12 protein-coding genes are annotated in these 12,772 nt (G+C 59.6%); 7 read left to right on the top strand and 5 right to left on the bottom strand.

Going from position 1 to position 12,772, the window contains the following annotated elements; all coding sequences use genetic code 11:
- The first annotated feature begins 67 nt into the window (after positions 1–67).
- On the top strand, positions 68–1,555 hold the full coding sequence (gene trpE / locus K5D32_RS16045; RefSeq protein ID WP_221600998.1) for an anthranilate synthase component I: 1,488 nt from the start codon (positions 68–70) through the stop codon (positions 1,553–1,555).
- 84 nt (positions 1,556–1,639) lie between these two features.
- On the opposite strand, the gene K5D32_RS16040 is transcribed toward trpE, so the two are convergent.
- A complete protein-coding gene (locus K5D32_RS16040; RefSeq protein WP_221600996.1) occupies positions 1,640–2,668 on the bottom strand; it encodes a bile acid:sodium symporter family protein in 1,029 nt (342 codons plus the stop codon).
- An 85-nt stretch (positions 2,669–2,753) separates the two neighbouring features.
- Between K5D32_RS16040 and K5D32_RS16035 the strand changes: the two genes are divergently transcribed.
- Entirely contained in the window at positions 2,754–3,557 is an 804-nt protein-coding gene (locus K5D32_RS16035) for a helix-turn-helix transcriptional regulator (protein ID WP_221600994.1), read from the top strand.
- Between the two features lie 234 nt (positions 3,558–3,791).
- The gene (locus K5D32_RS16030; RefSeq protein WP_221577878.1) at positions 3,792–4,688 is read left to right on the top strand and encodes a PA4780 family RIO1-like protein kinase; all 897 of its coding nucleotides are present in this window, start codon (positions 3,792–3,794) and stop codon (positions 4,686–4,688) included.
- A gap of 54 nt (positions 4,689–4,742) precedes the next feature.
- On the opposite strand, the gene cueR is transcribed toward K5D32_RS16030, so the two are convergent.
- The 3 genes from cueR to K5D32_RS16015 form a co-directional block, all read right to left on the bottom strand.
- Complete coding sequence (gene cueR / locus K5D32_RS16025) at positions 4,743–5,144, bottom strand: Cu(I)-responsive transcriptional regulator (RefSeq protein WP_221577877.1); 402 nt, start codon at positions 5,142–5,144, stop codon at positions 4,743–4,745.
- On the bottom strand, positions 5,141–7,339 hold the full coding sequence (locus K5D32_RS16020) for a cation-translocating P-type ATPase (RefSeq protein ID WP_221600992.1): 2,199 nt from the start codon (positions 7,337–7,339) through the stop codon (positions 5,141–5,143). Before K5D32_RS16020 ends, cueR begins: the two co-directional genes overlap by 4 nt.
- 69 nt (positions 7,340–7,408) lie before the next feature.
- A complete protein-coding gene (locus K5D32_RS16015) occupies positions 7,409–7,789 on the bottom strand; it encodes a hypothetical protein (RefSeq protein ID WP_200994974.1) in 381 nt (126 codons plus the stop codon).
- 146 nt (positions 7,790–7,935) lie between these two features.
- Between K5D32_RS16015 and K5D32_RS16010 the strand changes: the two genes are divergently transcribed.
- Both K5D32_RS16010 and K5D32_RS16005 read left to right on the top strand, forming a co-directional pair.
- The gene (locus K5D32_RS16010; RefSeq protein WP_221577874.1) at positions 7,936–8,136 is read left to right on the top strand and encodes a heavy-metal-associated domain-containing protein; all 201 of its coding nucleotides are present in this window, start codon (positions 7,936–7,938) and stop codon (positions 8,134–8,136) included.
- Positions 8,137–8,227: 91 nt separating this feature from the next.
- Positions 8,228–9,430 (top strand): multidrug effflux MFS transporter, encoded by a 1,203-nt coding sequence (locus tag K5D32_RS16005; RefSeq protein WP_221577873.1) that lies wholly within the window; start codon positions 8,228–8,230, stop codon positions 9,428–9,430.
- Between the two features lie 129 nt (positions 9,431–9,559).
- Here the strand turns inward: K5D32_RS16005 and K5D32_RS16000 are convergent, their stop codons facing one another.
- Positions 9,560–10,573 (bottom strand): zinc-binding alcohol dehydrogenase family protein, encoded by a 1,014-nt coding sequence (locus tag K5D32_RS16000; protein ID WP_221577872.1) that lies wholly within the window; start codon positions 10,571–10,573, stop codon positions 9,560–9,562.
- A gap of 116 nt (positions 10,574–10,689) precedes the next feature.
- Here K5D32_RS16000 and K5D32_RS15995 point away from each other — a divergent pair, with 116 nt between their 5' ends.
- Both K5D32_RS15995 and K5D32_RS15990 read left to right on the top strand, forming a co-directional pair.
- Positions 10,690–11,601, top strand: coding sequence for a LysR family transcriptional regulator (locus K5D32_RS15995; protein WP_221577871.1), 912 nt, complete (start codon positions 10,690–10,692; stop codon positions 11,599–11,601).
- Positions 11,602–12,048: 447 nt separating this feature from the next.
- Positions 12,049–12,741 carry a helix-turn-helix transcriptional regulator gene (locus K5D32_RS15990; protein WP_221577870.1) on the top strand — a complete coding sequence of 231 codons (693 nt, stop codon included), beginning with the start codon at positions 12,049–12,051 and terminating at the stop codon, positions 12,739–12,741.
- The last annotated feature ends 31 nt before the right edge of the window (positions 12,742–12,772 follow it).

Raw genomic sequence — 12,772 nt, 5'->3', positions numbered from 1 at the left:
GATCCCGGCCGCCTGCGCGGCACGTTTGCCTACCTGACCGTTTTACCCTCAAACCACGAGGCTGCTCATGAACCGTGAAGAATTCCTGCGTTTGGCTGCTGCTGGCTATAACCGCATCCCGCTTGCCCACGAAACCCTGGCTGACTTCGACACGCCGCTGTCGATCTACCTGAAACTGGCCGACCAGCCGAACTCCTACCTGCTGGAGTCGGTACAGGGCGGCGAGAAGTGGGGTCGTTACTCGATCATCGGCTTGCCGTGCAGCACCGTGATGCGCGTCCATGGTCACCATGTCAGCGTGACCCATGACGGCGTTGAAATCGAAAGCCACGACGTCGAAGACCCGCTGGCCTTCGTCGAAGAGTTCAAGGCGCGTTACAACGTCCCGACCATTGCCGGTCTGCCACGCTTCAACGGTGGTCTGGTGGGTTACTTCGGCTATGACTGTGTGCGTTATGTCGAAAAGCGTCTGGCCAACTGCCCTAATCCGGACCCGCTGGGTGTGCCGGATATCCTGCTGATGGTTTCCGATGCGGTCGTGGTATTCGATAACCTGGCGGGCAAGATGCACGCCATTGTATTGATCGATCCGGCCCAGCAGGACGCTTATGAAAACGGACGTGCGCGCCTTGATGAACTGATGGAAAAACTCCGTCAGCCCATCACGCCACGCCGTGGCCTGGAGCTGGACAGACCGCCAGCTGCAGAGCCTGTGTTCCGTTCCAGCTTCACCCAGAACGATTACGAAAAGGCTGTCGACACCATCAAGCAATACATCCTCGCCGGGGATGTGATGCAGGTCGTGCCGTCGCAGCGCATGTCCATCGACTTCAAGGCCGCGCCTATCGACCTGTATCGGGCGTTGCGCTGCTTCAACCCGACGCCTTACATGTACTTCTTCAACTTCGGCGACTTCCATGTGGTCGGCAGTTCGCCGGAAGTGCTGGTGCGGGTCGAGGACAATCTGGTCACCGTTCGCCCGATTGCCGGTACACGTCCGCGTGGTGCCACCGAAGAGGCCGACCGTGCCCTGGAAGAAGACCTGCTGTCCGACGACAAGGAAATCGCCGAGCACCTGATGCTTATCGATCTGGGCCGTAACGACACGGGGCGCGTCTCGGAAATCGGTTCGGTCAAGCTGACCGAGAAGATGGTCATCGAGCGTTATTCCAATGTGATGCACATCGTTTCCAACGTCACTGGCCAACTGAAAAGCGGGCTGACGGCCATGGACGCCCTGCGCGCCATCCTGCCGGCAGGCACGTTGTCCGGTGCGCCGAAAATCCGAGCCATGGAAATCATCGACGAGCTGGAGCCCGTCAAGCGTGGCGTCTACGGCGGTGCGGTGGGGTACATGGCCTGGAACGGCAATATGGACACCGCGATTGCCATTCGTACCGCGGTCATCAAAAACGGCGAACTGCATGTGCAGGCGGGCGGCGGTATCGTTGCCGACTCGGTGCCAGCCCTTGAGTGGGAGGAGACCATCAACAAGCGGCGTGCGATGTTCCGGGCGGTGGCGTTGGCGGAGCAGACGGCGGGCGAGAAGGCGTGAGCTTCAAGCGGTAAGCCACAAGCTTTAAGCTTCAAGTGAAACGCGGTGTTGGCTTTGGGCTGGCACCGCGTTTTTGTTTTCTGGTCAGGCGGCTCGTGCTTCTTCCAAGGCTGCGGCGGACAGTTGCTGGTTGTGGCGGTTGGCGTAGTTTTCGGCCATGACCGAGCAGACGATCAACTGCATGGGGTGGTAGATCATGATCGGCAGCAGGATCAGGCCCAGGCCCGGGTTGGCGCCGAAGATCAGGGCTGCCATGGGCGCTCCGGCGGCCAGGGATTTCTTGGTGGCGCAGAACACGGCTGCAACGCGGTCGCCATGATCGAACTCAAGGGCGCGTGCGGTGCGGGTCGTCATGAACAGGATCACGGCCAACAGCACGGCGGTGCCGATAAAGGCGGTCAGAATCACGCTGCTGCCCTGGGCTTGCCACATGCCTGAAATCATCGAGTTGCAGAACGCCGCATAGACCAGCAACAGGATCACAATCTTGTCGATCAGGTTGGTGTACTTCTTGTGCCGGGCAAAGAACTTGCCTGCCAGCGGGCGAATCAATTGGCCGAGAACCAGTGGCAGCAACAACATGCCGCACAGGTCCAGCAAGGTCGAACCCAGGTCGATCCCGCCCGCACCTGTGCCCACCACCAGGCTGACCAGCCATGGGGTGATGAAAATCCCCAGTACGCTGGACAGGCTGGCGTTGAGAATCGCCGCAGGCACGTTGCCTTTGGCGCTGCCGGTCAGGGCAACCGACGAAGAAATGGTGGAGGGCAGTGCGCACAGGTAGAAGAAACCCAGCATCAACAGGGCAGGGACATAGGCGCTCAACAGCTTGTTGCTGATCAGCCAGAGAACCGGGAACACCACAAAGGTGAAAGCCTGGATCATGATGTGCAGGCGCCAGTTCTTGAGGCCGTTCCTGATCTGCTCGCTGGACAGATTGACGCCATGCAGGAAGAACACCACGAACACGCCGATATTGATGACGTATTCGGCATGCATGCCGCCGCCTGTGGCGCCGAAGTGCGGGAAGAAATAGGCCAGAACCGTCGCCAGGACCATTCCACAGAGGAACCAGTCGGTCACGACGCGCTTGAGGTGTTTGAGTGCTTGCATAAGAGGCTCGTGCATTCTTTGTAAAAGTGAATGTCCGCAGGCTACTCTGTTGTCTTGTAGCCGTCTTGCGACATAAGGCCATTAGATGCCGAGTAACGGACAAAACACGTCACATCCTCCTACGGGCGAGCGGCACATACCGGTCTTGCAGGATTTGCCGCGTCCGCTTTATGCCCGTGCCGAAAGCCTGAGCGCCGGGTCCTGGACGCCGCCTCATCGCCATGACTGGGTGCAGTTTTCCTACGCCATCAGTGGCGTGCTGGGCGTACATACCGCTGAGGGCAGTTTCTTCGCGCCGCCGCAGTGGGGGGTGTGGGTTCCAGCGGGGCTGGAGCATCAGGTGGTGACGTCCATGCAGGCCGAGATGCGCAGCCTGTATGTGCGAACCCAGGATTCCGGTTGGGCACCGGAGCGTTGCCGGGTGCTGGAAGTGACCCCGCTGGCCCGGGAGCTGATAAAGACTTTCTGCCTGCTGCCCGTGGCTTACCCGGAAGATGACAGCCCTGAGGCGCGTCTGGTGCAGGTGCTGCTGGATCAGTTGTCGCAACTGCCGGAGGTGGGATTTTCCCTGCCGTTGCCCCGGCACCCCAGGTTACTGGGCTTGTGCAATGAGCTGATTGAAAACCCTGCCAGGGTGATCACGCTGCATGACTGGGCTGCACGTCTCGGGATGTCGGAGAAAACCCTGATGCGCCTGTTTCAGCGGGAAACCGGCCTGAGCTTTCGAGGCTGGCGTCAGCGTGCGAGGTTACTGTCATCGCTCAGCGCGCTGGAGGAGGGTGACAGCGTGACCAACGCTGCCCTGGCATGTGGTTATGACTCCACTTCAGCCTTCATTGCGGCTTTCAAGGGGCTGTTCGGTTACACGCCGGGGGAACTGTTCAAGTAGATTTCGGCATGAAAGCGCGGCTGATTGCTGCTTTTTCCTACAGAAAGAGTTTTTGAATTCGTAATATCTTTCACCGCTCATGCGGCACGAAAGGTGCTTGAATCAAGGAGTTGAGGCCGTTTTCCACGAAAACTATTCAATCCCGACGGCCATTACCCCTACTCGCTGGCGGAGGATTGCCGTATAACGGCAACAATCGCGTATCTGGCAACAAAGGACCCACAATAAAAGCTGATGAAAACTCCTAAACGCATTGAACCCCTGATCGAAGACGGTCTGGTCGACGAGGTGCTGCGCCCTCTCATGAGTGGGAAAGAGGCAGCTGTTTATGTGGTGCGCTGTGGCAAGGAGCTGCGGTGTGCCAAGGTTTACAAGGAGGCGAACAAACGCAGTTTCCGTCAGGCGGCCGAGTATCAGGAAGGCCGCAAGGTACGCAACAGCCGACAGGCCCGGGCCATGGCCAAAGGTTCCAAGTTCGGTCGCAAGGAAACCGAAGACGCATGGCAGAACGCCGAAGTGGCAGCCTTGTTCCGTCTGGCCAGTGCTGGCGTCAGGGTTCCCAAGCCTTTCGACTTTCTGGAAGGCGTGCTGCTCATGGAGCTGGTTGCCGACGAGTACGGCGATGCAGCGCCACGTCTGAACGATGTGGTGCTGGAGCCGGATCAGGCGCGGGAATACCACGCATTCCTGATCGAGCAGATCGTGCTGATGCTGTGTGCCGGTCTGGTGCATGGTGACCTGTCCGAGTTCAACGTGCTGCTGGGGCCAAGCGGGCCGGTGATCATCGACTTGCCTCAGGCGGTGGATGCGGCTGGCAACAACCACGCCTTCAGTATGCTGGAGCGGGATGTGGGCAACATGGCTTCCTACTTCGGCCGCTTTGCGCCTGAGCTCAAGGCCACTCGTTACGCCAAGGAAATGTGGTCGTATTACGAGGCCGGTACGCTGTCACCGTCTACGGTGCTCACAGGCCAGTTCGAGGATGATGAGGAAGCGGCTGACGTCAGAGGTGTGCTGCGCGAGATCGAAGCGGCGCGTCTGGATGAAGCCCGTCGTCAGGCTGCCCGTGCCGCCGACGATGCCCCCCCGGGCAAACCCAACGAAGAACCGCCACCGCCTTGGATGCAGTAGTTTGATTTCGCTCCTGCTGTGTGGGAGCGAATTCATTCGCGAAGGGGCGTATGTTCAGCTACAACCACCACCCGACGCCAGGTCCTTGAGGATCGGGCAATCGGGGCGGTCGTCGCCGTGGCAGTGTTCCACCAGCTCCTGCAAGGTATCGCGCAGGCTCGCCAGCTCTTCGATCTTCTGATTCAGGTCGGCGATGTGTTGATGAGCCAGCGCCTTCACATCGCTACTTGCACGCTGACGGTCCTGCCAGAGGGTCAGCAGCTTGCCGACTTCCTCCAGTGAAAACCCCAGATCCCGGGAGCGTTTGATGAACGCCAGAGTGTGCAGGTCGTCAGCGCTGTACAGGCGGTAGCCGCTGTCGCTGCGACTGGCAGGCCGCAACAGGCCGATAGACTCGTAATAACGAATCATCTTGGCGCTCAAGCCGCTTTTACTGGCTGCCTGGCCGATGTTCATTGCGCGTCTCCCACGTCATCCGGCTTCCAGGTTTTCAACAGCAGGGCATTGCTCACCACGCTGACACTGGACAAGGCCATGGCGGCTCCTGCCAGCACCGGATTGAGATAACCCAGGGCTGCCAGCGGAATACCGATCAGGTTGTAGACAAAGGCCCAGAACAGGTTCTGGCGGATCTTGGCGTAGGTCTTGCGGCTGATCTCCAGTGCTGCGGGCACCAGGCGCGGATCGCCGCGCATCAGGGTGATCCCGGCGGCATGCATCGCCACATCGGTGCCGCCGCCCATGGCGATACCGATATCGGCAGCCGCCAGGGCAGGTGCATCGTTGATGCCGTCACCGACCATGGCCACCACATGATTCCTTTTCAGGACTTCAACGATCGAGGCTTTTTCGTCGGGCATCACTTCGGCGTGTACATTGCGGATACCCAGGGCATCAGCGACCGCTCTGGCGCTGCCGGGGTTGTCGCCGGTGAGCAAGTGGCAACTGATATCTCGTGCGCCCAGTTGCTGCATGGCCTGTTCCGCGCCGGGCTTGAGGGTGTCGCCAAACGCGAACATGCCCAGCACCACCGGTTGAGGGCCCAGTTCGATCAGCCAGGACAGGGTTCTGCCTTCGGCTTCCCAGGTTCTGGCGGACTCGGCCAGTTCGCCCATCTGCAAGTTGTTTTCTTCCAGCAGACGCCGGTTACCCAAGGCCAGTTGATGTCCTTCGACGTCACCGGCGATGCCGCGCCCGGTGAGTGCCTGGCTGTGTTCGGTGTTGTCCAGCTTCAGTTGCCATTCGCGACACACATCCAGCACCGCCTTGGCCAGCGGATGCTCACTCCCGCGTTGCAGGGCGCCCGCCCGTTCCAGTAACTGTTCTTCGTTGCCTTTCACGGCAATCATGTTGGTAATGCGTGGTGTGCCGCAGGTCAGTGTGCCGGTTTTGTCGAACACCACGACGTCCACTTCATGGGCGCGCTCCAGTGCTTCGGCGTCCTTGATCAGAATGCCGTAGCGCGCCGCCACGCCCGTTCCGGCCATGATCGCGGCGGGCGTTGCCAGGCCAAGGGCGCAAGGGCAGGCGATGACCAGCACGGCGACAGCATTGATCAAGGCGACTTCCAGCGATGCTCCGGCCAGCATCCAGCCTGTCAGGGTAAAAAACGCGATGACCAGCACCGCAGGCACGAACACCTGGCTGACTTTATCCACCAGTCTCTGGATCGGCGCCTTGCCCGCCTGAGCGTCCTCGACCAGTTTGATGATGCGCGCCAGTACCGTCTGGGTGCCCAGGGCCGTGGTCCTGATCAGCAACCGGCCTTCGCCGTTGATGGCGCCGCCGGTGACGTTGTCGCCGGGCTGTTTGGCCACCGGCAGGCTCTCGCCACTGATCAGGGCTTCATCGGCATGACTGCGGCCTTCCACGACCTGCCCATCCACCGGGAAGCGCTCACCGGGTTTGACCAGCACCAGATCATCGAGGCGCAAGGCGCTGATGGCGACATCGTGCTCCTGGCTGTCAATCACTTGCAGGGCGCGTTCCGGTCGCAATGCTTCCAGAGCGCGGATGGCGCTGGCAGTCTGACGCTTGGCACGGCTCTCCAGGTATTTGCCCAGCAGCACCAGCGCGATGACCACGGCCGAGGCCTCGAAATACAGGTGCGGCGTCTTGCCGGGCGCTGCGCTGATCCATTGATAGAGGCTCAGGCCGTATCCGGCACTGGTGCCGATGGCAACCAGCAGGTCCATATTGCCAGCGCCTGCCCGCAAGGCTTTCCAGGCGGCGACGTAAAAGCGTGCGCCGAGGATGAATTGCACCGGGGTGGCCAGTGCAACCTGAACCCAGGCGGGCAACATCCAGTGCACGCCAAAAGGGCTCAGCAACATCGGCATGACCAGCGGCAAGGCCAGGACCAGCGCCAGTACCAGGGCCCAGCGTTCGCGGTTCAGTTGGCGGATCCTGCTGGCGGAATCGGCCTGCTCGTTCTGCAGCAGTGTCGCGCCATAGCCTGCCTGGCTCACGGCGTCGATCAACGTCTGCGGGTCGGTTCCGTTCCCGGTCTGTACATGGGCGCGTTCACTGGCCAGGTTGACTGTGACGCTGGTGACCCCGGGCACTTTGGCCAGGGCACGCTCGACCCGACCTGCGCAGCTTGCGCAAGTCATGCCGGTGATCGGCAGGTCGAAGGTGGTGGGTTCTTGCATCTTTTCACTCCCTGAAGGCTTGATGCCTACAAGGGTCAACCTTGCCACATGGGCAAGGTCAAGTGCGAATCAATAGTTCAGGTCGGCTTTCTTCAGGTACATGCCATTCAGGTCGGTGGCGATGCGGTATTTGAGGATGTCTCCGGCGCGCAGTTTGATCTTGGTGCTGCTCTGGGCCTCCATTCCGGCTGCGCAGCCGACCACGTTGCCTGGCAGCCTGCGCAGGCGCACCGAAACGTCGCCCGGTGGCAGGTTGAAGGATACGGAGTCTTCCTGGAACAGGCGGCCAGCCAGCTGGTCCTGGATATAAATGCCGATTTCGCAGGAAGTTGCGACTTCCAGGCGCTCTCGGGAAATGATCAGGATGCCGTAGTCCTGAGCGGCCTGAACGCTGGGGGAAGCGGCCAAGAGACCGAGAATGCCGAAGAGGCTCAATACTGACCAGCGCATGGCTGATACTCCTGCTGTAGACGTCGATGACGAAGCTTGGCTCAGGCCTGCAACTAATACCAGCCCGGCAGGAAAAACAGAAACTTGACCTTGCCACCATGACAAGGTTGAAGATGCGTGTCATCCATCACTCAAGGAGCATCGGCATGCAGCTATTGAAGGTACAAGGCATGACGTGCGGGCATTGTGTCCGTGCAGTGACTCAAGCCATCAAGAACGATGATCCGTCCGCCGAGGTACAGGTCGACCTGGCCAGTTCGCAAGTGCGTGTGCAAAGTGCGTTATCCACAGAGCGGCTCATCGAATTGATCGGCGAAGAGGGGTATCAGGCACAGCCTGATGGCTGAAAAGTCCTGAATTAATTTTTCCCTGTCCGGCGTTATGGGCAAGGCAAGCCGGTTAGACTAACCAGCTGCCTTGCACACGTCTGGACCCTCAATGAATTTCAAGACCATCCTCATTCTTGGTGCCTTGAGCGCCTTTGGCCCGCTGGCCATCGACTTCTATCTACCCGGTTTCCCCGCCATGGCGGCGTATTTCGGAACCGACGAAAAGCACGTGCAGTTGACCCTGGCAGCCTATTTCCTGGGCCTGTCCATCGGGCAACTGGCCTATGGACCTGTGGCAGACCGTTTTGGTCGGCGGATTCCGTTGCTGGTCGGTGTCACGCTCTTCACGCTGGCTTCGCTGGCCTGCACCTTCGCGCCGAGCCTGGACTGGCTGATCGGAGCGCGTTTCGTTCAGGCCCTCGGTGGTTGTGCCGGTATGGTGCTGGCGCGGGCCATTGTCAGTGACAAATGCAATGCCGTGGAGTCGGCCAAGGTCTTCTCGCAGTTGATGCTGGTCATGGGGCTTGCGCCGATTCTGGCACCGATGCTGGGGGGCGTGCTGGTCAATGTCGCTGGCTGGCAATCGATTTTCCTGTGCCTGACGATCTTCAGTGCGCTGTGCCTTGCGGCCGTGGCGATGGGGTTGCCGGAAAGCATGCCGGCCGGTGTGCCGCGTCAGCCGCTGAGCGGTGCATTGAAGCAGTACGGTAATCTGCTCAAGGACCACGTCTTCATCGGGCATGCCCTGACCGGCGGCATTGTCATGGCCGGGATGTTCTCCTACATCGCCGGTTCGCCTTTCGTGTTCATCAAGTTGTATGGCGTCCCAGCCGAGCATTACGGCTGGCTGTTCGGCATGAATGCGGCGGCGTTCATTCTGGTAGCTCAGGTCAATGCACGTCTGTTGCGCAAGCGCAGCCCGGCTTTCCTGTTGCTGCGTACCATCTGGGTCTATCTGGCGGCAGCCCTGACACTGCTGGGCATTGCCAGCCTGCGCACCGAACAGCTCTGGCCGTTGCTGGTCCCGCTGTTCATCTGCATTGCCAGCCTGGGTTGCATCATCCCCAATGCTTCGGCTTGCGCAATGAATGGCCAATGGGCAAGGGCAGGCAGTGCTTCGGCGTTGTTGGGTTGTTTGCAGTTCAGTGTCGCGGCGGGCGCGGCGAGTCTGGTGGGTGTGCTGCATGACGGCACGGCAACGCCCATGGCGCTCGTGATCAGCCTGTGCGGTGTGCTTGCAACGGTGGTTGCGCTGTATACCCGCCGCCTGCAGGCTCGCCGGGATGCATCCAGGCAGGAACCGATCAGTTAAGGCCTGAGCAAAACTTGTTGGAGGCAGCTTGCTGGCGAAAAGGCCTGAAAACCGGCAGATATTTTGCGTCTGAAGTCGCCAGCAAGCTGCCTCCCACAAATGAACGGCATTACTCCTGCATCTTGCTTATCAGAACCCCTCAAGCACGATCTTGCCCTTGGCCTTGCCGCTTTCCAGTAACTCATGGGCGCGGCGCAGGTTTTCGGCGTTGATGGTGCCGAAGTGTTCGCCAAAGGTGGTTTTCAGGGTTCCGGCGTCGATCAGTTCGGCGACCCGGTTGAGCAGGTTGTGCTGTTCGATCATGTCGGGCGTCTCGAACATCGAGCGGGTGTACATGAACTCCCAGTGCAACGACAGGCTCTTGCGCTTGAGCTTGGAAACATCCAGCGCCTTGGGGTCATCGATCAGTGCCAGCTTGCCCTGAGGCTGTAGCGATTCCACCAGTTGGTCCAGGTGCAGGTCGGTCTGAGTCAGGCTCGCAACGTGAGTCACCTGATTCTGGCCGATGCGCTTGAGTTCTTCACTCAGCGGTTTGCTGTGATCAATCACGTCATGAGCGCCCAGGTCGCGCACCCAGCTTGTGGTTTGCGGGCGAGATGCAGTACCGATGACTTTCAGCGAAGTCAGTTGGCGAGCCAGTTGCGTCAGGATCGAGCCGACACCGCCCGCTGCGCCGACGATCAACAGGCTCTGCTCTTTATCAGCCTGGCCCTCTGCGATCTGCAAACGTTCGAACAGTAATTCCCAGGCAGTAATCGCCGTCAGGGGCAGAGCCGCCGCGTGGGCAAAACTCAGGGACTTGGGCATGTGCCCGACGATCCGCTCATCCACCACATGCAATTCGCTGTTGGCACCGGTCCGGGTCAGCGAGCCGGCGTAGAACACCTTGTCGCCTGGCTGGAACAGCGTCACTTCGCTGCCGACCGCTTTCACCACGCCCGCCACATCCCAACCCAGAACCTTGGCGGCTCCGGCTTCGGGCTGGACGTTTTGCCGAACCTTGGTGTCCACGGGGTTCACGGAAATCGCTTTGACCTCCACCAATACATCGCGAGCACCCGCAACCGGCTCTGGCAGCTCGATGTCCTGTAGCGCATTGAGGTCGCTGATGGGCAGTGACTGGTAATAGGCGATGGCTTTCATGCAAGGCTCCTTGAGTCGGGAAAGTGGATGAACAGATGATTCGTCATTTCCATTAAAGATAAAACCCGCTAAAACGGCACTCTCTTTCAATATTATTTTGATAATCCGGGGCTGGAATGCTGCGTTTCGATGATTTGCAGTTGTTTGTGCGAGCGGCTGATCTGGGCAGTCTGTCTGCGGCGGCACGCAGCATGGACATGTCGGCGGCAGTGGCCAGTGCGGCACTCAAGCGCATCGAGCAGCAGCTTGGCGTGCGCCTGCTGGCACGCTCCACCCGCAGTTTGCGCCTGACCGCCGACGGTGAAGGTTTTCTGGAATATGCCCGTGCAGCCCTTGGCAGTCTGGAAGACGGTCGACGCCTGCTGGCCAGTAATCAGGAAAGCTGCAATGGCGTCCTGCAACTCTCGGCACCTTCGGATTTCGGTCGCAATGTCCTGCTGCCCTGGCTCGACGAGTTTCAGCAGCAACACCCGCAATTGTCCGTACGCCTGCTGGTGGGCGACCGGGTCGACGATCTGTTTCGCCAACCTGTGGATGTGGCCCTGCGTTATGGCGAACCTGGGGATTCGAGCCTGGTGGCACGACCTGTGGCACCTGACAATCGGCGGGTGCTGTGCGCGGCTCCCGACTATCTGGCCCGCCATGGCGAACCGCAGCAGGTGGGCGAGCTGGCGCAGCATAATTGCCTGTTGCTCATGCTCGGTGACCGGATTCACGATCACTGGACCTTTCACGATGGCAAGCGGGAAGTGAGCCTGACGGTGGGCGGCAACCGCTTCAGCCCCGATGGTGACGTTGTGCGCCGCTGGGCCTTGGCGGGGGCGGGAGTGGCGTACCGCTCATGGCTGGATATCGCCGCCGATGTCCATGCCGGACGCCTTAAAGTATTGATGCCACATTTGCGCGGCGAAGCCGTGCCGCTGAATCTGTTATGTGCTCATCGAGTACAACTGAACAAACCGGTAAATCTGTTGCTCGAAATGCTTCGTGCCCGATGTGCGCGACATGCTGCACTTGCAAGTCGTTAGTTGTTTGGATGACTAAAGAATTTTAGGAAAAGACTGACGGATACTTCGGAAAATATAAGAGGTAAATACAGTTTTCAATTTCAAAGTGCCAACATAAGGACAGGCGTTGCAAACGACTGCGATGGAGTGTTTCCGGTGCCTTGGCACCAAGGGCTTGCGTTTTTTTGCGATGTGCTCTGGAGGCCATGGAACGGAAGGCTTTGAGTTGCGACGTCTACACGGAAATATTAGGGTTTTCATCTTCAGGAAGGTCCTGCAAACTTCGGGCATTGCGTTACAAATATGTCTGGTATTGATCGGGTTGATGTAACTTTTACCTGATCGGGTTGCAGGACATAGAGTTTATACTTGTCATTTCAGGTTGGATCCACGTTTCAACTTTACGGGAGCGGGATTGTTATCAATATGCCATCGCTATAGACGAATGTTTCAACAGGGAGTGAATACATGGAATATGCACCTTGCATCAGTCAGATTGCGACACTGCTGGCCGACCCCAAGCGTAGCGCAATGATTTGGGCATTGATGGATGGTACCGCTCGTCCTGCCAACGAGTTGGCATTAATGGCGGGGCTCTCGACGTCTTCGGCAGGTGCGCATCTGGCGCGACTGGCCAGTGGCGGACTGTTGAAACAGGAGGCACGTGGGCGCACACGTTTCTTCCGGTTGGCAGCGCCTGAAATCGGGGCCGCCGTGGAAGCGCTGGCCAATGCCTCGATGGTGAGTGCCGACCAGATCAGCCGCAATGTGGCGCAACCCATGCCGCCGTTGCCCATACGTCGCGCACGCATCTGTTCCGATCACCTGGGAGGGGAAATGGCCGCCGAGCTTTACCAGCGCTTGCTGGGTGCCGGCTGGATCGAGCAGATGGAGCAGCGGGTCGAGGTGACCAGCAAGGGAATGGCCAAGTTCGCCGAGCGAGGCATTTACGTCCCGGCGCTGGCATTGCGACAACGGGAGACGGTCTGTGTCTGCCCGGACTGGAGCGAGCGAAGTCCGCATCTTGGCGGCGCGCTGGGTGCAGGGCTTTTGCAGTTGTTCATTCAGATGGGCTGGCTGCGCACTACCGAGGAGTCCAGCACCTTGCAGGTTTCGTCCAACGGGCAGCGTGAAATCGGCAAGATAGCCTCGGCGGCCTGATGCTGCGCAATGGCGGGCAGCGCCTTGTGCG

Origin of the sequence: Pseudomonas cichorii (assembly GCF_019719005.1) — a bacterium.
Lineage (GTDB): Bacteria > Pseudomonadota > Gammaproteobacteria > Pseudomonadales > Pseudomonadaceae > Aquipseudomonas > Aquipseudomonas cichorii_E.
Note: the sequence above shows the minus strand (reverse complement) of the source record. Positions and strands in the feature narration are given on the sequence as shown.

Excerpts from the sequence above, each read along its gene's own strand:
- K5D32_RS16035 (WP_221600994.1), top strand. The coding sequence starts at position 2,754 with ATGCCGAGTAACGGACAAAACACGTCACATCCTCCTACGGGCGAGCGG.
- K5D32_RS16040 (WP_221600996.1), bottom strand. The coding sequence starts at position 2,668 with ATGCAAGCACTCAAACACCTCAAGCGCGTCGTGACCGACTGGTTCCTC.
- K5D32_RS16000 (WP_221577872.1), bottom strand. The coding sequence starts at position 10,573 with ATGAAAGCCATCGCCTATTACCAGTCACTGCCCATCAGCGACCTCAAT.
- K5D32_RS15990 (WP_221577870.1), top strand. The coding sequence starts at position 12,049 with ATGGAATATGCACCTTGCATCAGTCAGATTGCGACACTGCTGGCCGAC.
- K5D32_RS16005 (WP_221577873.1), top strand. The coding sequence starts at position 8,228 with ATGAATTTCAAGACCATCCTCATTCTTGGTGCCTTGAGCGCCTTTGGC.
- K5D32_RS16010 (WP_221577874.1), top strand. The coding sequence starts at position 7,936 with ATGCAGCTATTGAAGGTACAAGGCATGACGTGCGGGCATTGTGTCCGT.
- cueR (WP_221577877.1), bottom strand. The coding sequence starts at position 5,144 with ATGAACATCGGCCAGGCAGCCAGTAAAAGCGGCTTGAGCGCCAAGATG.
- K5D32_RS16015 (WP_200994974.1), bottom strand. The coding sequence starts at position 7,789 with ATGCGCTGGTCAGTATTGAGCCTCTTCGGCATTCTCGGTCTCTTGGCC.
- K5D32_RS16020 (WP_221600992.1), bottom strand. The coding sequence starts at position 7,339 with ATGCAAGAACCCACCACCTTCGACCTGCCGATCACCGGCATGACTTGC.
- K5D32_RS16030 (WP_221577878.1), top strand. The coding sequence starts at position 3,792 with ATGAAAACTCCTAAACGCATTGAACCCCTGATCGAAGACGGTCTGGTC.
- K5D32_RS15995 (WP_221577871.1), top strand. The coding sequence starts at position 10,690 with ATGCTGCGTTTCGATGATTTGCAGTTGTTTGTGCGAGCGGCTGATCTG.
- trpE (WP_221600998.1), top strand. The coding sequence starts at position 68 with ATGAACCGTGAAGAATTCCTGCGTTTGGCTGCTGCTGGCTATAACCGC.